We start from the raw sequence: 23,778 nt of genomic DNA on the forward strand, positions 1-23,778 counted from the left end.
GGGGTTATTCCCCGCCGACGATTTTCAGAGCCGGCGAAGCATCGCCGCCCTTGGCGACAATCCCGGCGTACCGCCGCATCTGTTCGGTCGCTTCCTCGACAACTTTCTCCAGGTCGCGCATGCCCTGACGCGCTTCAGCCGCGCTCACCTGCAGGTCGGAATAGGCGATCGAGGCATTGCGCTGGTACTCGTTCGCCGCAGCGCCGATCGCGAGAGAACCGCGGACCAGGCACGTGCCGTCGCGGTTCTTCTCTTCCGGGTCGGTGAGCTTGCAACCATGCAGACCGGCCATAACCCGCGTAACGCAAGGATCGCCGCATTCGGCTTCAAGTCGCAGCACTGCCGGGATCGGCAGTAGCTCAGTATCTGAATCCGCGTTGCAGCGGCCGACCTGGCTTTTCGAAAGCGAGCAGGTTTCCGCTGCAGCTTCAATGCCGCCGTTCTTCTTGATCAGCAGACGGTTGGCGGCTTTCAGCTGATGGAACCAGGCGTTCGTCAAAGTATCCTGCATGGGTTTTCTCCAGACACAGTTTTCCCGCGCCGGGAAAAGTCCCGCGCGTTTCCCATCGTGGGAAGCATTCGAAAGTGAGAAGTTCAGCGCATCAGATCACGGGGGACCGCATGCACGAAGCTCTAGAAAAGAAATCGGCCGGAACGGTCCGCCAGACAGGGTCTGTCCCGGCCGAGGTGCCGCGCGAAGTGAACGCAAGACCTGCGCCGCGCGGTGTTTGGTGGCGGGATGGGAGGAGAAACCGCCACCGGGAGGAACTTTGTGAAGGAGGGGCATCATTCCGCGGCCTCCGAGTGTTGGGACGGCTCGTCTACGCGACGAGCCGAGAGACAAATCTCAAGAAACTTAAGAGCGCTGACTTTTCCGCCCGTTCCTCTCTCGACATCTCTTGCAAGATCAAAACTGGGATCACGCTGACCTGATAAAACACGCGACAGCGTACTCGGCGACCGCCCAATACGGTTCGCGAAGCCCGACAGCTTTTCACCTTCATCATCAAGATAGTTCGAGAGAGCGTCCATGTCGCCGAATGTGCCAAATAGGCAAAATTTGGTCAAGGCTAAATTTGCCTAATAGGCTCTGGCTCTCATCGCTATAAGCAAGAATTTTGCCATATGGACAAAACATTCCCCAATCGCGTTCGCGAAATCCGCAAAGATAAGAGCTTGACCATCGAAGAACTGGCAGAGGCTACGGGCCTTTCAGTCTCGTATGTCGGGCGACTTGAGAACGGTGAGCGCAATCTTTCTGTCAAGAATATGAACCTATTTGCGGACGCACTTGGCGTTGAACCGCAAGAACTGCTTTCCTCTTCTAGAGCAAAATCCTCCAATGTAGTGAGTGTGATGGGCAGGATTGGTGCAGGCGCAGAAATAATGCCGGAGGAGGAGCAAATCCCTCCGGAAGGTCTGTATGAGATCGAGACACCGTTTCCCATTCCTGAAGACGCTCTGGCTTTTGAGGTTCACGGCGAATCAATGTGGCCCCGTTATGACGATGGCGACATCATCATTTGTTGGCGCCAAGGGATTTTAGCCGAGGAAGTTCTTGGCTGGGAAGCGGCGGTCCGTACGGCGACAGGCCGTAGGTACCTGAAGCGCGTGCTCAAGGGCGCGGATCAAGGCACCTACGATCTAGAGAGCCACAACGCGCCGCCCATTCGAGGTGTTCGCCTCGAGTGGGTTGCCGCGATCCAGTCGGTCATCCGTAGCGGCCAGTGGAAAAAGCTAACCCCGGCCGCGAGGCAAAGGATGGTGCAGAAGATGACTGCAAACAGATAGAGTCATCAGTTGCCGCTTCTTTCCGGAAGATTGGAAATTGCCAGCGCACGCAGCGTACTGTCGGGCGCGCTGAAGAGAAATGCGCATTGCGTCTCCGGCAGTGTTTGCGCGAGTTCAGTCGCCTTTTTGTCAAGACCACCAGCTTCAGTCGTTGACCGTTGAATTTGCGCCTCGTGGCGCGTCCCTTTGGCCTCCTGTATCAGGAAACCAAGATATCGATGTGCCGCCGCCAGGCAAGCGGTCGACGGCGTAGACAACGCCAATACCGCCACTAGCAAATAGCCCATTTCCCATCCTCCCTTGATCACGGGCAGGAACATACTCGTTCCTTTTATCGAGGACATCCGCCAAAGCGGCAAAAACAAATTTGCCAAATAGGCAAAATTATCTTGACTTAATGTGCCTATTTGGCAAATTACTCGACAGTTGGCCGCTGCCAGCCTTGCTCGCAGGAAACGAGCAGGTCCGATTGGATGGAGAGAGTGATGCAATTTCACAACCACAACGCCTACCCCCTCTGCCGCAACCGCCGCGAACAGGTTGAATGCGTCGGCGAAGCCATGCGTCGCCTTGGCGAAGGCTGCACCGAGAGCGACCTTAAGAACAGCCTCGGCATCACCGCCAGCCAGCTGAATGAAGTTGCTGACGACGCTCGCGCCTATGCGGTCGCCGCCAGCACTTACCAGCGGCGCGTTTCAGTTCCGGCCCTGCGAGCCGCCTGATCCGCTCTGGTGTCCGCCGCGCCAATGCCTGCGGCGGCATCCCAAACGGATCACCCGAGGAGTTGAAGGCGATGATCAAAATCACCCCCATGACGCCGAACGTGCAGCGCAAGGATCTCGGCACTTTCAAGAAGGCGATGATAGAGGCAAACGGCGCCGTCTTTGATGCTGTTACCGGCCTCGCTCTGTTTCTCGTCATCCTTGCGATCGGCCTCCAGATCATGGCGAGGCTCTGATGGATCGCAATCTCACCCAATTTCGCTCAGCTCTGTCTGGGCGGAGCATCGCCACCACTAATCATCCCGCACCGCGCCCGCGGGTCGCCATGTTTCAGTTCCGGGTTCATTGCCCTGGTGAACTGAAGTTCGACGTACAGGCCGCATCACAGGATGACGCCGTTGCGCACGTGAAGAAGCGGCATAGCAAGCGGATCAAGGCAGTCGAGCTGATAGGGGAGATCAAATCCAATGTCGCTTAAGCTTGGAAACGATCGTCATCCGGATCAGTCCGACGTTGAGGCGCTCTATCGCGCAGTCGCTGACGGCGAGCCGACATTCGAGATTCTTCAGATGATCTACGACATGCACGGCGAGCGGTTCAACCTTCGTCCCCCAGTCGCAGAACTGCGTCTTGCAAACATCTGTGGCGTCAGGAGTGTCAGCCGTGGCCGATAGACCATTTTTCCGCGTTCACCGCTCTGCAATCCTTCCGGCGCTCGATGCAGTCTTCGAAGCAGTCGACACGCGCGCCACCATACCGATCCTTGGCAATGTTCTACTTTCGCCGAGGAATGGGGAATTGACGCTCCGCGGTACGGATCTCGCGATTGAGGTAGAGACATCCTGCGAACTGCTCGACGAGGGTATGCAGCGTGCAATCACCGTTGCCGGTGCCAATCTCCGTGACATCGTCAGGAACGTGCCTGAGAACGCCGAGATTACGTTCGCGGCCGGCGCCTTCGCCGATCAGGTCAGCATTCAGGCTGGTCGCTCGCGCTTTTCGTTGCTGACTTTGCCTGAAGCCGACTTCCCCTCGATCGCGGGCAGTGTTGTAGGCGAGGTAATCCAGCTGGAGATCGCTCCGCTGATCGACGCCCTGATGAAGGTCATCTACGCGATCAAGGAAGACAAGACGCGGAACTATCTTTCGGGCGCCTTCTTGCATCCAGGTGCAGGCAACCGGCTGTCCGTCGTTGGTACCGATGGCCACAACCTTGCCGTCGTGCATCTCGATGCTGGCCGCAGCGTCGATTTCCCGGCGATCATCGTGCCTCTCAAGACGGTCAAGTCTTTCAAGAAGCTGTTCGGTGAGGGCAAGGGCAAGGCTGACGTCACGATCAGCGATGCGACCATCCGCATTTCGCTTGGTGGCGTCACCGCGATTTCCAAACTCGTCGAGGGGACGTTCCCTGGTTACGAACGCATCATTCCGGCTCGCAGCAATCACAAGGCGGTCGCGCCAGTCGCAACTCTCAGGGCGGCAGTCTCGCGCGTTTGCCTCGTCGCCAACGATCTGGATCGAGATACGGTTCGCTTCCAGATGGAAGCCGGCTACCTTCGCGTCGCAATGAAGACGACTGCAGGAGAGAACGCCGATGAAGACGTGCCTGTCGACTACGACGGGGACGCAATCGATATCGGCTTCAACGGCACATACCTGACGAAAATGCTGTCAAGCATCGGCACCCAGGATGTCGAGATGCATTTTGCGGATGCGACCTTGCCTGGCCTGTTTCGTCCGACGATCGATTGCGACGAGCACTACGTCATCATGCCGAGGAAGGGCTGATGGCTGACGCAGCGGTCCAAGAGCGGTTCGATACCGCTCGCAATCGACATGGCGAGGCCAGCACAGATTGGCAATTCATCGACAGCGCGCGCCATGGTGAACAGATCGCGGCACGACTGATACCGAACCTGCCGGCTGTCGCGGTCGTCACACTGACGGAGGAGTGCGGCTATCAGGACCGCAACTTTCTCCTACACGCCCATGCAGACATGCAGTTTCTGTTCGGCATGCTGGCAGAAGCCTTCAGGAAGATCCGCGAGCTGCAGAAGCTCCAGGAGCAGCCACGCCCGGACCTGGCGAAAGAATGCGGCAGGATCTGCGAGGACGCTCAGTTCAAACAGTTCATGCAGCAGAAGCACGGCATCCCATCCGACGACCGCGAACGCTTCGCTACCGGTGTTCGCAAGGTCCTGCAGATCGACTCCCGCTCTGAACTCAACACGCACCCCGCCGCTGCCAAGCGCTGGGACGCTCTACTCGGACGATACCGAGAATGGAAGGATACAGCATGACCGATAACAAGACCCCATCACCCGAGCCGCGTCTGGTGGAGTCACGGCCAAGTCTCCGCAACGTAGCAACTCCCGATGTTACAGGTGACAGCAGTTCCGGTCCATCGATCGTATCTAGCGAAGTTGACGCCGTCTTGGGCCTGAACATCGTAACGGAACAGCCACGCGAAAAGTGCGGCCCAAATGATGCCGATCAGGATGATGGCCTTCGCAACGGTCATATGCCTTCCTTTCAGTTACGCGTCTCGCCATGGATGATGGCTTGTTTCGGCCCAATGATCGCCGGAGACCGTGAGGAACGCAATCATCGCTTCCTTGAGGAAGCCCTCGAACTCGTCCAGTCGACAGGATGCACAGTGAGCGAGGCGCATCAGCTCGTTGACTATGTCTATGGCCGCGCGCTCGGCGAGCCGAGTCAGGAAGTCGGGGGCGTCATGGTAACGCTTGCCGCCCTATGCCTCGCCAACGCGCTCGATATGCACGACGCAGGCGAAACCGAACTAGCCCGCATCTGGACGAAGGTTGAGCAGATTCGCGCAAAGCAGGCGGCCAAGCCGAAGCACTCACCATTGCCAGGACCAAGTAACGGAGGTGTCGGGCGATGACTAAGATAATTTCAAGCGGCTTTGTCAGGATGTTCTACGCAGAAAAACTTAGGAAACCCGCCATTGTCTGTCGAGTAGTTAAAACCCTCAGGGACATGGCTCACGCGGGTCTCCTGATCGTCTTTAAAAGACCATCCGTCATACTGCCAAAGCTGAGCTACACCCTGCTTGCCGCAGACCGGGCATCTCAGAGTTTCGTCCCACCGATCTTTCGCGGTCATAAAGTGTCACCATCGAAGAGTACCTCGACCTTGTCCTCGGGATACCAGTCCGGGTTCATGGCAATTGGGATGTCTTTGTATTCGCCAGCGATGCCACGCGTATACAGACTGTTGCTCACTCTTATCCGTCGAGCCGCCAAGTGGCCGTTATCTTCGATGACGCGATCGAGCCAGTCGAACACCTCCTCATTTGAGAAATCACCTCCAAAGCTGCGAATTATAGCCATTCCCAAAACCTCCCCGTTAGGCGGATCCATAGTGCCATTTCGATCAATAATTGCAACGGTAGGGGTGGCAGCATGAAAAAGCCAGAAAACGCATCCTTCGAGATGAATGTGTCACCAGTAACCGAGCAGCCTTCCGGCAAAGAAAAACACAGAGACAAGACTGCCGAGGAAAGTGATCCAGTCGTCGATGGGCATCGCAAAATCCTTCAGAATGATGTTCCTGAAGCCTGCATAACCGGCGGAAGGTTGTCGTCACCAACTGGTATGCAGAATCTGTCTACCGACCATCCGGGTTCAAGCTTTGGAGACTTGTATCCCATGGCTGGCGCGTTGGGATTCCACGATCCTGCTAACCACGTGCAGCTTAAAGAGCCGCCGCTTGATTGGTCTAATTTCGAAGGTCCAAAGCGGAATGTCGAGTGGAAGCCGGACGATCAAGATCTGATCTACACGGCCATCAACTTCCGCGATGGTGAATGGGGCGATGCCGACGAGGATGCCGGCCAGCAGATCGTGGAGCGCGTTCTTGCCGCATGGAAAAGCGCAGCCGTAACTGAGCAACTGACATTCGAGACCGCTGCACGCCTGCAAAAAGAACGTGACGCTGTAGAAGCAGCTCGCGCAGAAGAATGGCGCTTGCGTCGGGATGCAGAGGGAAGCCGGGATGCAGCTAGGGCAGCAGCCGCTAGCGTATGGCTAGAGCTAGACGAGCTACGTCAGCCCCCACCGCCGCAGACGAATGTGAGCGCTTCTGCCTGCGTTGCAAAGCTTGAGCGACTGACGAGCAACACAGGCCGCGATCATCGCACCGGCCAAGAGTTCGTCCATGCGGGAAGCAGCCAAGAAACCGTTGACGCTATGCGGGAAGCCTTGGCACTTCTGCGATCGCCAGCACCCCAGGATTATAAGCGGGTGACTGCCGAAGAACACAACGCGGCGTTCGATTCTGCGAACGAGGCCCTCGGTGGCGCGTTCATGGCCGGTTTCCGTGAAGGCTGGATTTATGCCGAGATCGACGCGGACGGCGAGCGCTATCAGGAAATGGCTGAAGAGTATGCCTTGGCCGTCGATAGCGCTCCCCAAGAAGCATGGGACGCACACCGGGCAAAGTTCTTCGCCATGCTTCCACTGGCTGCAGTCCCGGAGGTGCTCTGATGGAGACGATCAAGCTCGACCAGTTCCGCGCTCGCATCAAAGCCCAAGGCGTATCCGATCGCTCTCACGCCGCGTTCAAGTGCCCTATGTGCAAGACCGTTCAATCAATGACGAGCTTCGCACGTGCCGGCGCTAATGCGGAGACAGCTGAGAGGCAGATTGGCTTCTCCTGCATTGGTCGCCTCACAGGCGCCAAGAGCCCGCGCAAGGTGCCAGATGGCAATCCCTGCAACTGGACCCTTGGGGGACTGTTCCGGCTGCACGAGATGGAAGTCATCGACGATGAGGGCAAGGCGCATCCTCACTTCGAAGTCTCGACACCAGAAGAGGCCCAGGCGCTCGAAGCCGCCCTCGCCAACACGGAGGGCTCGGCAGGATGAGCGGGACGTGTTTACTTGCCACGGAATTCGATTTCTTCTTCCATGATCAGCTCGGTACATCGGTCCCGTACTTGTTCGGCGAACTCACGGACACTAACAGGGGCGGAGCCTATCGCCGCATGATAGAGGGCCTTCCAACTTTCAGCGGGGTATCTATCGATAGGCTCCCCCGTCAAACTTTCCAGCCGAATGATTACGTCCTCAACACCTCTAAGCCGGAAATCTGCAGAAAATCTCGCAATCAAGCCGTAGTTGTTCTCAAGAGCTTGAAATGTCCCGCGCTCAAGAAGCTGCTTGATTGTCCGAAAACTCAACACCGCACGCTGCAGAGCTTCATGCCGATCCTCCAGATCGACAAGGTCCGAAACAGCTGCGCACTGTCCGGCGAGCTCTGCACTCAGGTCGAAGGCCCTCCGTATAAGCCCATGCAGTGGTTGCTTTGCCAGTCGGGCATTCTCGCGATGGTGCGCATCTGCCGACGCAATCTGTCGCGACAAGAAAATGACGGTTACGGCCGCGGCGGGCACAGCCGCCCACCCTCCCAACGCAGCCGTCCACTCCCGAACGCACTGTTCGTCTTCAGCGCCGGTACAGAATTCTTGCCTCAGGAACATAAAAACTCCCAAAGCTGCGATAGAGAAGACAGCGACGACAACAGCTGTGATCCAGCCCATCCAGTAGCCCATATCATCGTCGATTTTCATGGTTTGCTTCTCCAGGCCGATCTCGTTGACACGCTAGATCAGTCCGCGCTGAGTTTGCAAGGCGGTGGAGCATGACCGACCGCAGCAATCGCCGCGAGGTGCGCAATCCCGTCCTGTCTCTGCCTGCCGTAAAGCGCTTAGACGAGCTTTCGCCTGAAACACGCGCCATTGTTGCCGATATTCTTGGCGACTTGGTTATTGATGCCAGGACGAGAGCACAGCAGTCCTGGGTGAAGAATAAGGGGCCCATGGCAGCGTACTGGAAGGCTGTAGGCGCTTACGCTCACCACTTCCGCCGCGTAGTCCGCAACCCATCACCCGAAACGAAGGAGGCAGGCTCGCTACTGTTGAAGGAAGCAAGCCTGCCGGCCACTTCTCGTCTCTCACAACTTGAAGCACGTACCTCATGGACTGCTTCGGGCGAGCCGTCAACGACGCTCGCCCGAGATGATGAAGGTGAGGAAAGATGAGAGCGCAGCGCGTAGAGGTTCTGCCAATCTCACTGCCTCCTCGCGGTTTGGCACGTGAGCAGGCAGCCGCGTACATTGGGGTATCTTCCAGCCTATTTGATGAAATGGTTGGTGATGGCAGAATGCCTAAGCCAAAGAGAGCGAACGCCCGTACGATATGGGACCGCGTGGCGCTTGACCGGGCGTTTACGCGTCTGCCCGGTGGAGATCCTGACGACGCAGGCGACTGGTCAGTGGAAGTGTGATGCCGAAGAAGTTCGCAAAGAAGTATGTGATTGAGGATCGCACGGACGGCGTGCTGCGCTTCTATTTTAGAAAGCGCGGCCAAAAGAAGATCCGGCTACCAGGCGTACCGGGCAGCGACGAGTTCAACGAGGCTTACTATACCGCTATGAACGGCACTATCGCCGAAGAGGCGAGGGGGCCAAAACCATCCACGAAGAACTCTCTTCGTTGGCTCTGCGAGCAATACTTCCAGTCGGCCGAATACAGGCGCTTGGACAAGAGAACCCGCCACGTCCGCAAACTGATCATCGAGCACATGTGGGCCGAACCACTGAAGAAGGACAGCAGCCGGCTATTCGAAGACATGCCGATCGCTGCCATCACGGCGAAAGCTGTCCGCGTTCTAAGGGACCGCAAGGCGGAGAAACCTCAGGCGGCGAACAGTCGGATTAAGGCGCTGCGTGCGATATTCGCATGGGCCTGCAAAAGCGACGTCGAACTAATGCTGACGAACCCTGCCAGGGACGTGTCCTTCTTCGCTCAGCAGGGCGACGGTTATCATTCCTGGACGGAAGACGAGATTGCGAAGTTTGAGGAGAAGCACAAGATCGGGACGAAGCCTCGGCTCGCATTGGCGCTGATGCTCTACACCGGCCAGCGCCGCAGCGACATCATCCTGTTTGGGCGACAGCATGTCAGCAGCGGCAGTCTCAAATTCACGCAGTTCAAAGGCCGGAACAAGAAGCCGATCACGTTGGAGATCCCGGTACATCCGAAGCTGCAGAAGATCATTGATGCATCGCCGGTCGGCGATCTCACGTTCCTCGTGACTGAATTCAATAAGGGCTTCACCGCCGCAGGGTTCGGCAATTGGTTTCGCAAGCAGTGCAATGATGCCGGCCTACCACATTGCAGCGCGCACGGTCTCCGAAAGTCCGCATCAGCGAGGCTAGCCGAGAGAGGCGCCACCGAAAAGCAGATCATGTCGGTGACCGGTCATACGACCTCGAAAGAAGTGTCGCGATACACGAAGGCAGCAAGCCAGAAGCTGCTGGCAGAGAGCGCAATCAGCCTATTCGACGATATCGACGAGAGGAGGGAGGGGGAGAAATAAGAACAAAAGTGTCCAGCTTTTTCAGGTAGTTTAAGTTTTCTGGACGTTTAGGACCAAATCTCACTGTAAAAACAATGATCAAAAAAGTGCGTGGTGCCCCATGCCGGAATCGAACCAGCACTCCTTTCGGAACTCGATTTTGAGTCGAGCGCGTCTACCAGTTCCGCCAATGGGGCACGGAGGGTATGGTGAAGGCCTCTAACATGGCCTCGGCGGCGGATGCAAGAAGAACTATTCGGATCGCTGCAAACCGCGATGTCAGGCATTGCGTCCGGCAATCGCTAGGATCTTTTCGCGCAGCAGACGCGCCATGTTGCGGGTGTTGCGGTAGAGGTGAAGCTGTGTCGCCACCTGTCTCACGTCGCGGTCGCTGTTGCGGGCAAGGCCGATCACCAGCGTTCCCATTTCCTCGCGCTCTTCCCATAGCCTGCTCATGATCGGATGGTCGGGCACGGCGCAGCTGTCGGTGCGCAGGATGTTGGCATCATCAAGGTGCCAGTCGGTCAGCTTCATGACCAACAGCTTGCCGGGCGAATAGCGGCTGAGGCTCTCGTCATAGGCGGTCTTCCAGGTATAGGCCTCGCCGGCCATCAAGAAGATCACGATCGAGGCGATCGCGCGGCCGTCGAGATTGATCGTGTGGATGCGCACGGCGTCCACTTCGGCAAGATTGGTGATCGCTTCGCGAGCAAAGGCTGCGCGGTAACGGTCGTTGATCAGGGCCGAACGCTTGCGGCCTTTCCAGCCTGTCGATTCAAGCGCCAGGAATTCCTCCATCCGCTGGCGCACCTCTTCCGGCTGACGGGCGACGGCGTATTCAAGCCTTCCCAGCTGTCCGAGCTTTCGCCACTGGCGCTGCATCTCGCGGTAGTGGTGCGGCGAGACGGAGGCCTTCATATAGGTTTCGCCGTCCTGAAGGCTTTCCAGCATTGGCCGGCGGAAGCTGTCGGTGACGGCAACGGGCAGGTCGCGGCCGATGGCAACAGCGCGCGCAAGCTGGGCAAAGCGGCCGCCTAAGCGCACATCGGGCAGAACGAGAACGGAGGGAAGTTTTGCTTCCCGGGCAGTCAGGGCCTCCAGGAGGTTGTCGATGGTTTCGGCCGCATCTTCGGCATCGACCAGCGGCGTACCGAGCGGGCCGAACGGATTGGACCAGACGCGGATGATCGGGGCACCCATGGCAAAGCCTGGTTTCTCCACGGTAAACGGCATCAGCAGGCGAAGGCGGCTATGGCTTTCGCCTTCGTCACGGATGAGCGCCAGTCGCACCTGACGGTCATCGATGCGCGGCATGGCTGGGGCAAGAAGCCGCGCCGAGAAGAAGATGTTGGGTTCCATCGCGCGGTGAGACAAAAATTCGAGTTCTTCCTGCAGATCGTAACCGAGACCTGCCGGATAGAGGCAAAATTCGCGGCCGGGCCGGCCGATTTCTACCCGTGTATCGGCATCCGGGCGGTCTGCACGAAGACGCGACGCGACGTTCGGCATCGTGACGTCGTCGTATTCCTTCTCGCTCCTGTTCGGGGGAAGAGCCATTGTGTCTATAGAACCTTGAACGAGGGTCTGGGCAGTGGATCGGAAAAAGCGAATAGCACGATTCCGAGCGTGCGGCGTACTGCTATGTGCAGCAACGTCGCCTCGATCATCATGGCGCCGGCGGTCGCCATCGCCGCACCGACCAGCCCATAATGTGGTATCAGCACGACAGTGAGGACGATGCTGCCGGCAAGCGTTGCCGTATAGACTGCAACGCAGAGCTTTTGCCTGCCCGCCATGCTGAGCAGAACTTCTCCGGGGCCGACGAGCGACTTGGACAGAATGCCAGCAAACAGGATCACCATCAGGATATAGCCTGAAGTGAAAGCGTCGCCGAACAGCGACAGAAGCAGTTCACCCGCAGCAAGCGTGGTCAACCCGACGACGAGCGACGGCCAGAAGGTCCAGCGGACGGTCTGGCCCGCGAATGTGGCCAACGCCGTCATGTCGCCTTCCGCCATGATGGCGGCGAAACGGGGAGCCGCGGCCGCCTTGATGGAGAAGTAGACGAACTGCACGAGGACGATCGTTTTCGACGCCGCAAAATAGATCCCGACATCGTCCGGCGGCAGAAAGATGCCGACCACGACCACGTCCGCATTGGTCAGCAGGAAGCCGATGCCGTCGACCACAAATAGCGGGATCGAGTATCGGATCCATGAGCCAAGCCGGTAGCGCCGCGATGCATTGCCGTAGCTGCCTTTCAGCCGAAGAATGAGCTGGGTCAGATGCGCAAACGTTGTGGCGTATGTGGCGGCAAGCGCGGCCAGCATGGCGGTCTGCGCATCGCGCGGCGCATCGGACAGGACGGCTGCCGTCATGAAAGTGAGGATCAGGATGGGCCTGAGGATGTAGGTTGGCGCCAGCGCCGATATCGTCCAGCCATGGGTACGGGCAAGCCCGTCGAGGATGTCGCCGATGCCGATCATCGGAATGATGAAGAGAGCGATCGCAACCGGCACGATGTAGTAGGGCTCGATGCTGCTGCCGAACGCCCAGAGAAAGGCAAAGCCGAGGCCGCCGATCACGGTCGAGGTGACGAGCGCGACAAGGCAGGCGGCAAGGCTCAAGCCGCGGATCTCGCCGTTTTCACCCTCTGCCGAATGTTGGTGGATGAAGCGGATGATCGAGGTGTGAAAGCCGAGGCAGGAGAGATTGCCGACGAGGATGACAATCACCCAGACGAAGGCGAACAACCCGTATTCGAACTCGCCCATCAGCCTGGCCATGACGATCTGGGACAGGAAGGCGATAGCGGCGCTGAAAATGCGGATCGCAAACGCGGTCATGGCCTGGCGTTGCGCCCGCGCCGTATCACTGTTTTCGGTCACAGTGGCTCTGATCCTGCCCGTCAGCGGTGCGACTCTGGCACGCAAACCGGCCGGCAGCAGTCTTTCCGCTGTTTCGATCACCGCCATGATGGGCACGCAATACTCGTTACGCTACAGGAGCCATGCTCGCAAATCTGCCACAGCAGGGTTAAGAAACGGTTGGCTCAGCCGACCCGAACGTTAAGAGGGCGACGATCCCGCAAACGAAAAACGCCGCCCGAAGGCGGCGTTCTATCGATAACACTGGTGTTGCCCGATCAGGCCTGTTCGAAGGCGCCGTGGCAGTGCTTGTATTTCTTGCCCGAACCACAGGGGCAAGCCTCGTTGCGGCCGACGCGCCCCCAGGTAGACTGGTCTTCGGGATGACGATCGGCAGGCGCTGCGAGGAAGTCGCTGCCGTCTGCGCCCGACACCTGGTCTTCGCCGGTCGTCGGGTCGAAATGATGCTCCTCGAACACCGATGGCGGTACCGGCGGCTCGGGGTTCTGCACAAGCTCGACGCGCATCATCTGGGCGGTCACGGCTTCGCGCAGGTTCGCAAGCAGCGCCTGGAATAGCTCGAAGGCTTCCGCCTTGTATTCCTGCAACGGATCGCGCTGCGCATAGCCGCGGAACCCGATGACGGAGCGCAGGTGGTCGAGATTGACGATATGCTCGCGCCACAGGGCGTCCAGCGTCTGCAACACCACGGAGCGTTCGACGTAGTTCATCACGTCGGCACCAAACCGCTCTCGGCGATCCTTGACGGAAGCTTCAGCGGCGGCGGTGATCCGCTCGCGGATATCGGTTTCGCCGATACCCTCTTCGGTCGCCCAGTCTTCGATCGGAAGATCAAGGTTCAGCAGGCGATCAACGTCTTCGCGCAGTTCCTTGACGCTCCACTGTTCGGCATAGGCCCGCTCAGGGATGTGCTTGGCAACGAGAACCTCGATCACTTCGTTGCGCATGTCCTCGATGGTCTCGGACACGTCTTCCGAATCCATCATTTCGATACGCTGTTCGAAGATCACCTTGCGCTGGTCGTTGGTGACGTCGTCGTATTTCAGAAGGTTCTTGCGGATGTCGAAGTTACGCGCCTCGACCTTTTTCTGGGCCCGCTCGAGCGCCTTGTTGATCCAGGGGTGGACGATCGCTTCGCCTTCCTTGAGACCAAGCTTTTGCAGCATCGAATCCATCCGGTCGGAACCGAAGATGCGCATCAGATCGTCCTGGAGCGACAGGTAGAATTTAGAGCGGCCCGGGTCACCCTGGCGGCCGGAGCGGCCACGCAGCTGGTTGTCGATGCGGCGGCTTTCGTGACGTTCCGTGGCGATGACGTAAAGGCCACCGGCTTCCAGAGCCTTGCCCTTCAGGACCTTCACCTCGGCACGGACGGCAGCCTCCTTGGCAGCGCGTTCGCCCTCGTCCTCGATGCCTTCGAGCTCGCGCTCAAGGCGCATGTCGATATTGCCGCCGAGCTGAATGTCGGTACCGCGACCGGCCATGTTGGTGGCGATCGTGACGGCACCGGGCACGCCGGCCTGCGACACGATATAGGCTTCCTGCTCGTGGTAGCGGGCGTTCAGAACGTGGAATTTCTCAAAACCGGACTCGCGCAGCATGGTTGCCAGAAGTTCGGACTTTTCGATCGAGGTCGTACCGACCAGAACCGGCTGGTTGCGTTCGCTGGCGGCCTTGATCTCCACGATGATCGCTTTGAACTTTTCCTCAAACGTCCGATAGACTTCGTCGTCCTCGTCGATACGCTGGATCGGCAGGTTGGTCGGAACCTCCACCACTTCCAGCTTGTAGATGTTGCCGAATTCTTCCGCTTCCGTCTGCGCCGTACCGGTCATGCCGGCAAGCTTGTCGTACATGCGGAAGTAATTCTGGAAGGTAATCGAGGAGAGCGTCTGGTTCTCCGGCTGGATCTGCACCTTTTCCTTGGCTTCCAGCGCCTGATGCTGACCTTCGGAATAGCGGCGGCCCGGCATCATGCGGCCGGTAAACTCGTCGATGATGACGATTTCGTCGTTGCGGACGATATAGTCCTTGTCGCGGGTGAAGAGCTTGTGGGCCTTCAGCGCGTTGTTGATGTGGTGCACGATCGCCACGTTCTCGACGTCGTAGAGCGATTCGCCCTTCAGCAGGCCGGCCTGACGCAGCAGGCCTTCGAGCTTTTCGGTTCCCTCTTCGGAGAAGTTGGCCGAGCGCTGCTTTTCGTCGATTTCGTAATCTTCCGGAGACAGCAACGGAATGTAGGCGTCGATCGTGTTGTAGAGATCGGAACGGTCGTCCAGCGGGCCTGAGATGATCAGCGGGGTGCGGGCTTCGTCGACCAGGATCGAATCGACTTCGTCGACGATCGCGAAGTTGTGGCCGCGCTGCACCATCTGGCCGCGCTCGTATTTCATGTTATCGCGAAGATAATCGAAGCCGAGCTCGTTGTTCGTCGCATAGGTGATTTCGCAGGCATAGGCCTCGCGGCGTTCGTCGTCCGACAGGCCGTGGACGATGACACCGGTCGAAAGGCCAAGGAACCCGTAGAGGCGGCTCATGATGCTGGCGTCGCGCTGTGCGAGATAATCGTTGACGGTCACCACATGCACGCCCTTGCCCGACAGTGCATTGAGGTAGACGGGCAGGGTTCCCACCAGCGTCTTGCCTTCGCCGGTCTTCATCTCGGCGATTGCGCCGTCGTGAAGGATCATGCCGCCGGTCAGCTGGACGTCGAAGGGTCGCATGCCGAGAACGCGGAGGGCCGCTTCGCGAAGCACCGCAAAGGCAGGGATCTGGATATCCTCCAGGGTCTTGCCGTCTGCCAGCATCTGGCGGAACTCCGCCGTCTTGTTGGCGAGCTGCTCATCGGTGAGCGCCTTGGTGGCTTCCTCGATTGCATTGATCTTCTCGAGCATCGGCTTGTAGCCCCGCACGCGGCGCTCGTTTGCAGATCCGAACAGTTTGCGGGCAATGCCGCCAAAGCTGACCATACGAATGGCCCTTTCTGATGTCAGTCCCTGATGTCACTCGTCGAGACCACGATTGAGCTTGTCGGACGGCGGCGCCTCTGACAATTCAACCCGTGGCGCCCGCAAAGCTTCTGGACGCGAAGTTGCGTGACAGATAAGAGGGGGTCCGAATTATGTCAACGGTGACGGCCGATACAGAATGGCCACAATCCGGTGTTTGTGAAGGTTTTCCGGCCGGTGCCAGACGTTCTGGATCCGGTTCACCAATCGAAAGGTAACTCGATGCTGCGCCACAAACTTCTCGTATCGGCTGCTCTTGCCGCTGCGATCTTCGTCCAGGCCCCGGCTTTCGCCGCTGACGATACGGTCGTCGCCAAGGTGGGCAGCCTGAACATCACTCAGGCCGAACTCGACGTCGCGGTCCAGAACCTCGACCCGCAGCTGGCCCAGCTTCCCGAAGAACAGAAGAAGGTTGCGGCCCTTTCCGGCGCAATCGACGTGAAGCTTCTGGCAAGCGGTGCTGCCGCCGAAGGCCTTGGTAACACCGAGGACTACAAGAAGCGCATGGCCTATATCGGCGATCGCGAGCTGCACAACGCCTACTTCCGCAAGCACGTGGTCGATGCCACGACGCCCGAAGAAGTAAAGGCACGCTACGACAAGGAAATCGCGTCGATCCCGAAGCAGGAAGAGGTCAATGCCGCCCATATCCTGGTAAAGACCGAGGATGAAGCAAAGGCCGTGATTGCTGATCTCGACAAGGGTGGCGATTTCGCAGCCATTGCCAAGGAAAAGTCGCAGGATTCGAACAAGGACGAAGGTGGCGATCTCGGCTGGTTTGCCCAGGGCCGCATGGTGCCTGAATTCGAGCAGGCCGCGTTCGCTCTCGAAAAGGGCGCCTACACCAAGACCCCGGTCAAGACCCAGTTCGGTTTTCACGTCATCAAGCTGATCGACAAGCGCGAAGCCGCTCCGCCGGCACTCGACCAGGTCGAAGACCAGGTCAAGCAGCTCGTGATGCGCGACAAGTATGTCGCCATTATCGAAAAGGCGAAGGCCGACCAGAAGATCGAGATCATGGATGAGGGCCTGAAGAAGGGCTACGAGGACGTGAGCAAGATGCAGGACGGTGCAGAAGCGCCGGCACCGGCACAGCAGTAAAATTCGCATCTGGGCCCGGTATATCCGGGCCCTTTCCTATTCAGCCAGGTTGTTCAGATGTCCTCTTCCGTCTCGCCGCTCGCCCCGAAGTCCTATCCCGAAATGCCGGCCCTGCGTGGCGTCCGCATGGCGACAGCTGCCGCCGGCATCAAATACAAGAACCGTACCGACGTGCTGTTGATGGTGTTCGACGCACCGGCAGCGGTGGCCGGCGTGTTCACCAAGTCGAAATGCCCGTCGGCACCGGTGGATTTCTGCCGCGCGAACTTAGCCCATGGCACCGCGCGGGCCGTGGTGGTCAATTCCGGCAATGCCAACGCGTTTACCGGCGCCAAGGGCCGCCAGGCAACGGAACTTACCGCACAATCGGCAGCGGCTGCTGTCGGATGCAGCGAGAATGAAATTTACCTCGCATCGACAGGCGTCATCGGCGAACCGCTCGATGCCACGAAATTTGCAGGCGTGCTTGGCGATATGCACGGGTCGGCCACGGGCGATTTCTGGCAGGAGGCTGCCAAGGCGATCATGACCACGGATACCTATCCGAAGGTCGCGACCCGCATGGCGGAGATCGGCGGCGTCGCGGTTACGATCAACGGCATTGCCAAGGGTGCTGGCATGATCGCGCCTGACATGGCGACGATGCTGTCTTTCGTCGTCACCGACGCCGATATCTCGTCTTCGGTGCTGCAGTCGCTTCTCTCTGCAGGCGTCGAGCCAAGCTTCAATTCCATGACGGTCGATAGCGATACGTCCACGTCCGATACGCTGATGCTGTTTGCAACGGGGGCTGCTGCTGCAGACGGCCAGGCGCAGATCACCGATCCCGCCGATCCGGCGCTGTCGTCTTTCCGGGATGCGTTGAACGCGCTTCTGAAGGACCTGGCGATCCAGGTTGCGCGCGATGGCGAAGGCGCCACCAAGATGCTCGAGATCACGGTCACGGGCGCTGAAAGCGATGCTAGCGCCAAGACGATCGCGCTGTCGATCGCCAATTCGCCGCTGGTCAAGACCGCCGCCGCCGGCGAAGACGCCAACTGGGGCCGTATCGTCATGGCCGTCGGCAAGGCCGGCGAAGCGGCGGACCGCGACAAGCTGGCGATCTGGTTCGGCGATGTCCGCGTTGCCGTCAATGGCGAACGCGATCCTTCCTATTCGGAAGAGGCCGCGTCCAACGTGATGAAGGGGCAGGACATTCCGGTCAAGGTCGAACTCGGCCTCGGCTCCGGCACGGCCACCGTCTGGACCTGCGACCTCACCAAGGAATATGTTGCCATCAACGGCGATTACCGGAGCTGATGACGGATATGACCGCATCTCTCGCGCAAGGCGACCTGCCGCTGGTTCGGAGACTGGAAGCGGTCGGCTTCCGGGCCTGGCCCGCGGCTTCCGTGGTCTATGACGGCAGCTGGCAGGTTCGGTTGACGGGTAGCCATCCGTCGAAGCGTCTCAACTGCATCGTGCCGCTCGATCCGTCGGATTACCGGGACATGGACCTGCGGTTGTCGAAGGCCCGCAAGCGTTTTGCCGATTACGGACGATCGCTGGTGGTGCGTGAAACGCCGCTCGCACCGCCCCACCTGATCCGTCATCTGGAGGATGATGGCTGGCAGATGTTCGAGACCGCAGATGTGATGATCGGCGATCTCGCCCACCTTCCGCTGCCGCCGACGCTTGGTCATCTTCCCAGCCACGATATCGGCCGTTTCGTCGATGCCTGCATTGCAGTGGGGCAGGACGACGCAGCGCTGAAGCCGGCACTGGCGGAGATCCTCAGTTCCATCAAGCCGCAATCGGGCTTCTTCATCAAGGAAAGCCCACGTCACGGCGCCGTCGCCGTGGCGCTTTGCGTGCAGGACAACGATCTTGCGGGCGTCATGTCGTTTGCCGTGTCGCAAACGGTTCGGCGGCAGGGCATCGGCTCGGAAATACTTGCCTCGGCACTGCGCTGGGCCCGCGTCAGCGGCGCCCGTTCGGCATGGCTGCAGGTGGAGGCAGACAACGAACCGGCGATTGCCCTCTATCACCAGTTCGGCTTTCGCAAGGTCTATGAATACCGCTACTGGCGCAAAGGGTGACCGATCTCATGTCGAGGAAAATTCTTCTCGTTGCAGCCTGCGCGCTGATCGATGCCGATGGCCGCATCCTGCTTGCGCAGCGCCCTGAGGGCAAGTCGCTGGCCGGGCTCTGGGAGTTTCCGGGGGGTAAGGTGGAGCCTGGCGAAACGCCCGAGGAGACGTTGATCCGTGAACTCGACGAGGAGCTCGGGATCCAGACGAAGGAAGCCTGCCTCGCGCCGCTGACATTTGCGAGCCACACTTATGAAACCTTCCATCTGTTGATGCCGCTCTATGTCTGTCGCCGTTTCGAGGGCATTCCGCACGGGCGCGAGGGGCAGGCGATCAAGTGGGTCAAGCCGAACGCGCTTCGGGACTATCCGATGCCGCCCGCAGACGAGCCTCTGATCCCGATCATTCAGGATCTTGTCTGATCGAGATCAATCGAATTAGCGCAGTCGAATTCAGAGCCTGTTAACCTTTAATTCAGCCCATCGTGGCATCGTCAGGGGGATCAGTGACTGCGTTGACGAGGCTTTTCAGCGATGGAAGACGAATTCTGGAAAACTGTGCAGGCCCGCCAGCGGGCAAAGCACAGATCCGGTAGGACCGGCGCCCTCAATATTGCTCTGCTGTTTGGCACCGCTGCGGTTGCGCTTGCGCTGATCGTGACGCCGATGCTCGCCGGTCACGATGACCAGCAGCGGCTGGCAACGGTCAAGCAGGACTTCGACATGATCACCACCGGCTCGATCAAGCCGGTCGAGAAGGGCACGAAAACCTACACGATCCGCCGTAGCGTACTTCAGGACACGCCGGGCTCCGTCTGCATCGTACAGGGCTACGGCGCAAACGATGGCTGCTAATTAACGATTAGTCGCTATAGTCGGGCGACAGATCAGCGGTTTACCGGATAAAGGGCAAGTCATGCGTCTCCTGCGTTCCTTCATGCGCGATGAATGTGGGGCGACGGCTGTCGAGTACGGCCTGATCATCGCGATCATATCGGCCGCCTTGCTCGCCGGTTTCGGCGCTTTTTCCTCGGCGCTCAGCAATATGTTCAGCTTCCTCGGCGGCAAGGTCGACAAGCCGATTACCTGACCCTCCCCCGATCGTTACCCTGATCTATCAGTTTTCGTTCTGCGATCCGCGCAGCGCATCTTCCAGCCGCATCTTGGCCGATCCCGGCTTCAGGGGCTTTTGCTGGCTTTCATGCGGCGCCCATCCCGATGCGTAGATGATCGAAAACGTGGCCCGGATGCGCCCATCCGGATCCGAGTAGCGATCGGCATAAAGCTCGGCGGCTTTCAGGAAAAAGCTCTTCGTCAGCGGCTTGCGGCTGCGGCCAGCGAGCGCATTGGTCATGCCCATGCCGCGCAAGTCCCGCATCAGTGCAAACAGGTTGTCGTAGCGCACCGTATAGGTTTCCGCATCGATCACGGGCAGGGCAAAACCCGTCCGCTGCAGTAGCCCGCCGACGTCGCGCACGTCCGCAAACGGAATGACACGCGGGCTAGCGCCCCCGGTCATTTCCACCTCGGCCGACAGAAGTACATCGCGCAGCTCGGCAAGCGTGCCGGATCCGGGAATGGCGGCAAGGAACAGCCCATCCGGTTTCAGCGCCCGGCGGATGCGGACCAGCGTGCCGGGAAGATCGTTGATCAAGTGAAGGGCGAGCGGTGAGACGATGAGATTGACCGTATCCGGCTCAAGCGGCACATCGTCGAGCGGTGCGACCGTGATGTCTTCGCCAGAGACGGCGAAGGTAGGATCGCTCTCGACCCGGACCATGTTGTCGATCTTGCCGGTTGCTTTCGCTTCGCGGGCTGCAGTGCCGGTACCGCCATGCAACTCGACACCCTGTTCGAACTGCCGTTCGACCACGGACAGCCGCTCGGCCAGTTCGCGTCCGGCTATATCCAGCAAAAACGCCGCGTTGTGGTCGCCAGCGGCAATCGCACGCCGGCGCCGTGCTTCGACCAGTTCGGCGTCAAAAATGATGTCCATGTTTTCCACTCAATTTCCGCGGGTCGCAAAGTCGCTCTCCGTCGATTAATGTCAAGCATGTCTTCGTCCCCCGCCTTGCGATCGCTGAGGAGCATGGTATCGGCCGCGTCCGTCTGGACACGCCGGATAGGCGACGTCGTCTACCCGCCAGCCTGTCCCGGATGCGGCGTGATCACCGGCAGCCATCGCGGTTTCTGTGCACAGTGCTGGAGCGGTCTGCGCTTCATCGAACGTCCCTACTGCGAGGTTCTAGGCCTTCCGTTCTCCTATGATCCTTCCGATCCCGCTTTGGATGAGCAATTGCTGATCTCGCCGGAAGCGATCGCCAATCCCCCGGTGTTCGACCGCCTGCGGGCTGTGGCAATCCACGAAGGTGCGGCACGCTCGCTCGTCCATGCGCTGAAATATAGGGATCGCACCGACCTCGCCGCAATGATGGCCGGGTGGATGCTGCGCGCGAGCGAGACCCATGTGGCCGATTGCGACGCTATTCTCCCGGTGCCGCTTCATCGCTCGCGGATGTTCTGGCGCCGGTTCAATCAGGCAGCCGAGCTCGGCCGGCATCTCGCCGCTCAATCCGAAAAGCCCTTTCTTGCCGCAACATTGCTGCGCACGAAGAGCACTCAGCGCCAGGTGGGGCTGACGGCGCGGGGCCGCGAGGAGAACGTCCGCGCCGCGTTCAAGGTGGCCGCGGGTCGCGAACAGGACGTGTTCGGCAAGCATATCGTTCTTGTCGATGACGTGTTCACGACCGGCGCGACAGTGTCTTCCGCAACCCGGTCGCTGAAGCGGGCAGGGGCTGCCGAGGTGACGGTTTTGACCTTTGCAATGGCCATTGCCGGGCCTATATGACAGAGACGGCAATTGTGACGCGCTGCACAAAGTCCTGACAGTACGTGGAGAAAATCATGGCAGATGTGATCATTTACACCCGCGAATATTGCGGTTACTGCGCCCGCGCCAAGGCGCTGCTCGAATCCAAGGGCGTTGCCTTTACCGAGCATGACGCGACCTATTCCAAGGAACTGCGCGCCGAAATGGTGCAGAAGTCGAACGGCGGTTCGACATTCCCGCAGATCTTTATCGATGGTCGGCATGTCGGCGGTTGCGACGACCTGCATGCGCTCGACCGTGCCGGCAAGCTCGATCCGCTTCTGGCGGCCTGAGGAGATTTTTCGATGACCGCGGTCAAGGTTGCAGCGATCCAGATGTGTTCGGGCGTCGATCCGGTCAGGAATGCGGCCGACATGGCGCGTCTTGTCCGTGACGCTGCAGCCCATGGCGCGACCTATATCCAGACGCCCGAAATGACCGGCATGCTGCAGCGTGACCGCAAGGCGGCCCGCGAAGTATTGCGGGGCGAGGCGGACGACGTGATCGTCTCGACGGCGCGCGATCTCGCAAAAGAGCTTGGTGTCTTCCTGCATATCGGCTCGACCGCCATTGCCCGCGACGACGGAAAGATCGCCAACCGCGCTTTCCTGTTTTCGCCAGACGGCGCAACCGTCTGCAGCTACGACAAGATCCACATGTTCGATGTCGATCTCGACAACGGTGAAAGCTGGCGCGAGAGTTCGGCCTATGAACCCGGCAACGAAGCGCGGGTTGCCGACCTCGGTTTCGGCAGGCTCGGTTTCGCGATCTGCTACGATGTGCGGTTTCCGCAGCTGTTCCGGGCCGAGGCCTTGGCCGGCGCCGAAATCCTCACGGTTCCGGCTGCCTTTACCCGCCAGACGGGCGAGGCGCATTGGGAAATCCTGCTTCGGGCCCGCGCCATCGAGAACGGCACGTTCCTAATCGCTGCGGCGCAGGGCGGCACCCACGAAGATGGCCGCGAAACCTTCGGTCATTCGATGATCGTTGATCCCTGGGGCAAGGTTCTGGCGATGGCTGGCGGCACCGGCGAAGAGGTCCTGATCGCCGAGATCGATCTCGACCAGGTCCGGGCGGCACGCCAGAAGATCCCCAACCTCAAGAATGCCCGGGAGTTTTCCGTGGCGATCGTCCCCGACCGCGGTGACGGGGAAGAGGCGGCGTGATCAAATATTCGCTCGGCTGCGAGAACGGACATGTGTTTGAAGGCTGGTTTGCCCAAAGCGCGGATTTCGACCGCCAGGTGGAAAGCGGCTTTTTAACCTGTCCGGTCTGCAATTCCACCGCGATCTCAAAATCCCTGATGGCGCCGTCCGTTTCGACAGCACGGAAGAAGGAAGCCAAGCAGGAGTTGGCGATGAATATGGCGCGCCATGAGGTGATGGCGAAGCTCAAGGAAGCCGTCGCCGGTATCCGCGCCAGTTCCGAAGATGTCGGCGAGAAATTTCCGGAAGAGGCGCGCAAGATCCATTACGGCGAGGCCGATGCGCGCGGGATTATCGGCAAGGCAAGTTTCGACGACGTGCGCGAGCTGATTGATGAGGGCATCGACATCGCCCCCTTGCCGACGCTCCCGGAAGACGGCAACTGACGCCGGTCTTCAAGTTCATTAGCGATGTCGGAAGTATCTTGTAAGTATTTCTTCCAAGACATGCATCTTTACCATGCCGGTTTACCGAACTCTAACCTGACTGCGCTATCTCTGCGGACGGGCTGCCGAAAGCCGTCCGTGATGAACTGGTGCCAGACTGAAATGGAGCGGGCCCGCAAGCCCGTACATGCAGGTTCAAATCCTGCCCAGTTCTCCAAGGGCCACACTCCGGCGACGAATTGGCAGACGTTGACACCAACATCGCATTCGACATGACCCTTTGGATTTAGACCGAACAGGCCGGATCGTTGCGATCACATCGCAAGGGCGTCCCCGTAACCTTGATCAGACAGAAAGTGC

31 protein-coding genes and 2 tRNA genes are annotated in these 23,778 nt (G+C 59.3%); 24 read left to right on the forward strand and 9 right to left on the reverse strand.

Annotation, left to right across the window (positions count from 1 at the left end):
- Positions 1-4: 4 nt before the first annotated feature.
- Positions 5-511, reverse strand: a complete 507-nt coding sequence (locus tag ACQY1L_RS17010) for a hypothetical protein (protein ID WP_062454304.1) — start codon at positions 509-511, stop codon at positions 5-7.
- Positions 512-1,125: 614 nt separating this feature from the next.
- On the opposite strand from ACQY1L_RS17010, the gene ACQY1L_RS17015 reads away from it, so the two are divergent.
- Positions 1,126-1,791, forward strand: coding sequence for an XRE family transcriptional regulator (locus ACQY1L_RS17015; RefSeq protein WP_430244981.1), 666 nt, complete (start codon positions 1,126-1,128; stop codon positions 1,789-1,791).
- Between the two features lie 5 nt (positions 1,792-1,796).
- Here ACQY1L_RS17015 and ACQY1L_RS17020 read toward each other — a convergent pair whose 3' ends face one another.
- Positions 1,797-2,111 carry a hypothetical protein gene (locus ACQY1L_RS17020; protein ID WP_430262075.1) on the reverse strand — a complete coding sequence of 105 codons (315 nt, stop codon included), beginning with the start codon at positions 2,109-2,111 and terminating at the stop codon, positions 1,797-1,799.
- Between the two features lie 165 nt (positions 2,112-2,276).
- Between ACQY1L_RS17020 and ACQY1L_RS17025 the strand changes: the two genes are divergently transcribed.
- From ACQY1L_RS17025 to ACQY1L_RS17055, 7 genes are all read left to right on the forward strand, one after another.
- Positions 2,277-2,513 (forward strand): hypothetical protein, encoded by a 237-nt coding sequence (locus ACQY1L_RS17025; RefSeq protein ID WP_430244985.1) that lies wholly within the window; start codon positions 2,277-2,279, stop codon positions 2,511-2,513.
- Between the two features lie 71 nt (positions 2,514-2,584).
- The gene (locus ACQY1L_RS17030; RefSeq protein ID WP_430244987.1) at positions 2,585-2,749 is read left to right on the forward strand and encodes a hypothetical protein; all 165 of its coding nucleotides are present in this window, start codon (positions 2,585-2,587) and stop codon (positions 2,747-2,749) included.
- Entirely contained in the window at positions 2,749-2,991 is a 243-nt protein-coding gene (locus tag ACQY1L_RS17035; RefSeq protein WP_430244989.1) for a hypothetical protein, read from the forward strand. The genes ACQY1L_RS17030 and ACQY1L_RS17035 overlap by 1 nt, the downstream gene beginning before the upstream one ends.
- Positions 2,981-3,187, forward strand: coding sequence for a hypothetical protein (locus ACQY1L_RS17040; protein ID WP_430244992.1), 207 nt, complete (start codon positions 2,981-2,983; stop codon positions 3,185-3,187). Before ACQY1L_RS17035 ends, ACQY1L_RS17040 begins: the two co-directional genes overlap by 11 nt.
- Positions 3,177-4,301 (forward strand): DNA polymerase III subunit beta, encoded by a 1,125-nt coding sequence (gene dnaN / locus ACQY1L_RS17045; protein WP_430244994.1) that lies wholly within the window; start codon positions 3,177-3,179, stop codon positions 4,299-4,301. The genes ACQY1L_RS17040 and dnaN overlap by 11 nt, the downstream gene beginning before the upstream one ends.
- Positions 4,301-4,813, forward strand: coding sequence for a hypothetical protein (locus ACQY1L_RS17050; protein WP_430244996.1), 513 nt, complete (start codon positions 4,301-4,303; stop codon positions 4,811-4,813). The genes dnaN and ACQY1L_RS17050 overlap by 1 nt, the downstream gene beginning before the upstream one ends.
- The gene (locus tag ACQY1L_RS17055) at positions 4,810-5,418 is read left to right on the forward strand and encodes a hypothetical protein (protein WP_430244998.1); all 609 of its coding nucleotides are present in this window, start codon (positions 4,810-4,812) and stop codon (positions 5,416-5,418) included. Before ACQY1L_RS17050 ends, ACQY1L_RS17055 begins: the two co-directional genes overlap by 4 nt.
- Positions 5,419-5,635: 217 nt before the next feature.
- Here the strand turns inward: ACQY1L_RS17055 and ACQY1L_RS17060 are convergent, their stop codons facing one another.
- Complete coding sequence (locus ACQY1L_RS17060) at positions 5,636-5,866, reverse strand: hypothetical protein (protein ID WP_430245000.1); 231 nt, start codon at positions 5,864-5,866, stop codon at positions 5,636-5,638.
- 72 nt (positions 5,867-5,938) lie between these two features.
- On the opposite strand from ACQY1L_RS17060, the gene ACQY1L_RS17065 reads away from it, so the two are divergent.
- Positions 5,939-7,021 carry a hypothetical protein gene (locus tag ACQY1L_RS17065; protein WP_430245002.1) on the forward strand — a complete coding sequence of 361 codons (1,083 nt, stop codon included), beginning with the start codon at positions 5,939-5,941 and terminating at the stop codon, positions 7,019-7,021.
- The gene (locus ACQY1L_RS17070) at positions 7,021-7,401 is read left to right on the forward strand and encodes a VVA0879 family protein (RefSeq protein ID WP_430245004.1); all 381 of its coding nucleotides are present in this window, start codon (positions 7,021-7,023) and stop codon (positions 7,399-7,401) included. Before ACQY1L_RS17065 ends, ACQY1L_RS17070 begins: the two co-directional genes overlap by 1 nt.
- 11 nt (positions 7,402-7,412) lie before the next feature.
- On the opposite strand, the gene ACQY1L_RS17075 is transcribed toward ACQY1L_RS17070, so the two are convergent.
- The gene (locus ACQY1L_RS17075; protein ID WP_430245006.1) at positions 7,413-8,105 is read right to left on the reverse strand and encodes a hypothetical protein; all 693 of its coding nucleotides are present in this window, start codon (positions 8,103-8,105) and stop codon (positions 7,413-7,415) included.
- Between the two features lie 71 nt (positions 8,106-8,176).
- On the opposite strand from ACQY1L_RS17075, the gene ACQY1L_RS17080 reads away from it, so the two are divergent.
- From ACQY1L_RS17080 to ACQY1L_RS17090, 3 genes are read left to right on the forward strand one after another with little or no spacing between them, the layout of a single operon-like run.
- Positions 8,177-8,575 (forward strand): hypothetical protein, encoded by a 399-nt coding sequence (locus tag ACQY1L_RS17080; protein WP_430245008.1) that lies wholly within the window; start codon positions 8,177-8,179, stop codon positions 8,573-8,575.
- Complete coding sequence (locus tag ACQY1L_RS17085; protein WP_430245010.1) at positions 8,572-8,820, forward strand: hypothetical protein; 249 nt, start codon at positions 8,572-8,574, stop codon at positions 8,818-8,820. The genes ACQY1L_RS17080 and ACQY1L_RS17085 overlap by 4 nt, the downstream gene beginning before the upstream one ends.
- On the forward strand, positions 8,820-9,914 hold the full coding sequence (locus tag ACQY1L_RS17090) for a tyrosine-type recombinase/integrase (RefSeq protein ID WP_430245012.1): 1,095 nt from the start codon (positions 8,820-8,822) through the stop codon (positions 9,912-9,914). The genes ACQY1L_RS17085 and ACQY1L_RS17090 overlap by 1 nt, the downstream gene beginning before the upstream one ends.
- A gap of 91 nt (positions 9,915-10,005) precedes the next feature.
- Here the strand turns inward: ACQY1L_RS17090 and ACQY1L_RS17095 are convergent.
- The 4 genes from ACQY1L_RS17095 to secA all read right to left on the reverse strand — a co-directional run bounded on the left by ACQY1L_RS17095 (position 10,006) and on the right by secA (position 15,750).
- Positions 10,006-10,090: transfer RNA gene (locus tag ACQY1L_RS17095), tRNA-Leu, on the reverse strand.
- Between the two features lie 82 nt (positions 10,091-10,172).
- Positions 10,173-11,402 carry a GNAT family N-acetyltransferase gene (locus tag ACQY1L_RS17100; protein WP_244631559.1) on the reverse strand — a complete coding sequence of 410 codons (1,230 nt, stop codon included), beginning with the start codon at positions 11,400-11,402 and terminating at the stop codon, positions 10,173-10,175.
- A 53-nt stretch (positions 11,403-11,455) separates the two neighbouring features.
- Positions 11,456-12,868, reverse strand: a complete 1,413-nt coding sequence (locus ACQY1L_RS17105; RefSeq protein WP_430246039.1) for a lipopolysaccharide biosynthesis protein — start codon at positions 12,866-12,868, stop codon at positions 11,456-11,458.
- A gap of 170 nt (positions 12,869-13,038) precedes the next feature.
- Entirely contained in the window at positions 13,039-15,750 is a 2,712-nt protein-coding gene (secA, locus tag ACQY1L_RS17110; RefSeq protein WP_430262077.1) for a preprotein translocase subunit SecA, read from the reverse strand.
- 261 nt (positions 15,751-16,011) lie between these two features.
- Between secA and ACQY1L_RS17115 the strand changes: the two genes are divergently transcribed.
- The 6 genes from ACQY1L_RS17115 to ACQY1L_RS17140 all read left to right on the forward strand — a co-directional run bounded on the left by ACQY1L_RS17115 (position 16,012) and on the right by ACQY1L_RS17140 (position 20,048).
- Positions 16,012-16,890, forward strand: a complete 879-nt coding sequence (locus tag ACQY1L_RS17115) for a peptidylprolyl isomerase (protein WP_192087780.1) — start codon at positions 16,012-16,014, stop codon at positions 16,888-16,890.
- Between the two features lie 57 nt (positions 16,891-16,947).
- On the forward strand, positions 16,948-18,189 hold the full coding sequence (gene argJ, locus ACQY1L_RS17120) for a bifunctional glutamate N-acetyltransferase/amino-acid acetyltransferase ArgJ (protein WP_062577490.1): 1,242 nt from the start codon (positions 16,948-16,950) through the stop codon (positions 18,187-18,189).
- Positions 18,190-18,197: 8 nt separating this feature from the next.
- Positions 18,198-18,968 carry a GNAT family N-acetyltransferase gene (locus ACQY1L_RS17125; RefSeq protein ID WP_430246041.1) on the forward strand — a complete coding sequence of 257 codons (771 nt, stop codon included), beginning with the start codon at positions 18,198-18,200 and terminating at the stop codon, positions 18,966-18,968.
- Between the two features lie 8 nt (positions 18,969-18,976).
- Positions 18,977-19,381: an 8-oxo-dGTP diphosphatase MutT gene (gene mutT / locus ACQY1L_RS17130; RefSeq protein WP_062577544.1), complete on the forward strand. Its 405-nt coding sequence runs from the start codon at positions 18,977-18,979 to the stop codon at positions 19,379-19,381.
- A gap of 111 nt (positions 19,382-19,492) precedes the next feature.
- On the forward strand, positions 19,493-19,813 hold the full coding sequence (locus ACQY1L_RS17135; RefSeq protein WP_062454284.1) for a hypothetical protein: 321 nt from the start codon (positions 19,493-19,495) through the stop codon (positions 19,811-19,813).
- 61 nt (positions 19,814-19,874) lie between these two features.
- Positions 19,875-20,048: a Flp family type IVb pilin gene (locus tag ACQY1L_RS17140; protein WP_062454283.1), complete on the forward strand. Its 174-nt coding sequence runs from the start codon at positions 19,875-19,877 to the stop codon at positions 20,046-20,048.
- Positions 20,049-20,075: 27 nt separating this feature from the next.
- Here the strand turns inward: ACQY1L_RS17140 and ACQY1L_RS17145 are convergent, their stop codons facing one another.
- A complete protein-coding gene (locus ACQY1L_RS17145; RefSeq protein ID WP_174197361.1) occupies positions 20,076-20,954 on the reverse strand; it encodes a methyltransferase domain-containing protein in 879 nt (292 codons plus the stop codon).
- A 93-nt stretch (positions 20,955-21,047) separates the two neighbouring features.
- Between ACQY1L_RS17145 and ACQY1L_RS17150 the strand changes: the two genes are divergently transcribed.
- The 5 genes from ACQY1L_RS17150 (at position 21,048) to ACQY1L_RS17170 (ending at position 23,635) form a co-directional block, all read left to right on the forward strand.
- On the forward strand, positions 21,048-21,806 hold the full coding sequence (locus tag ACQY1L_RS17150) for a ComF family protein (RefSeq protein ID WP_430245018.1): 759 nt from the start codon (positions 21,048-21,050) through the stop codon (positions 21,804-21,806).
- Positions 21,807-21,862: 56 nt separating this feature from the next.
- The gene (gene grxC, locus ACQY1L_RS17155) at positions 21,863-22,120 is read left to right on the forward strand and encodes a glutaredoxin 3 (protein ID WP_062454280.1); all 258 of its coding nucleotides are present in this window, start codon (positions 21,863-21,865) and stop codon (positions 22,118-22,120) included.
- 12 nt (positions 22,121-22,132) lie between these two features.
- Complete coding sequence (locus tag ACQY1L_RS17160) at positions 22,133-22,993, forward strand: carbon-nitrogen hydrolase family protein (RefSeq protein ID WP_092664580.1); 861 nt, start codon at positions 22,133-22,135, stop codon at positions 22,991-22,993.
- Positions 22,990-23,418: a DUF1178 family protein gene (locus tag ACQY1L_RS17165; RefSeq protein WP_092664582.1), complete on the forward strand. Its 429-nt coding sequence runs from the start codon at positions 22,990-22,992 to the stop codon at positions 23,416-23,418. Before ACQY1L_RS17160 ends, ACQY1L_RS17165 begins: the two co-directional genes overlap by 4 nt.
- Positions 23,419-23,561: 143 nt before the next feature.
- Positions 23,562-23,635 (forward strand) — tRNA-Ala (locus tag ACQY1L_RS17170).
- Positions 23,636-23,778 lie beyond the last annotated feature (143 nt).

Source organism: Neorhizobium sp. DAR64862/K0K3 (genome assembly GCF_050500185.1).
In the GTDB taxonomy this organism is placed as follows: domain Bacteria; phylum Pseudomonadota; class Alphaproteobacteria; order Rhizobiales; family Rhizobiaceae; genus Neorhizobium; species Neorhizobium soli.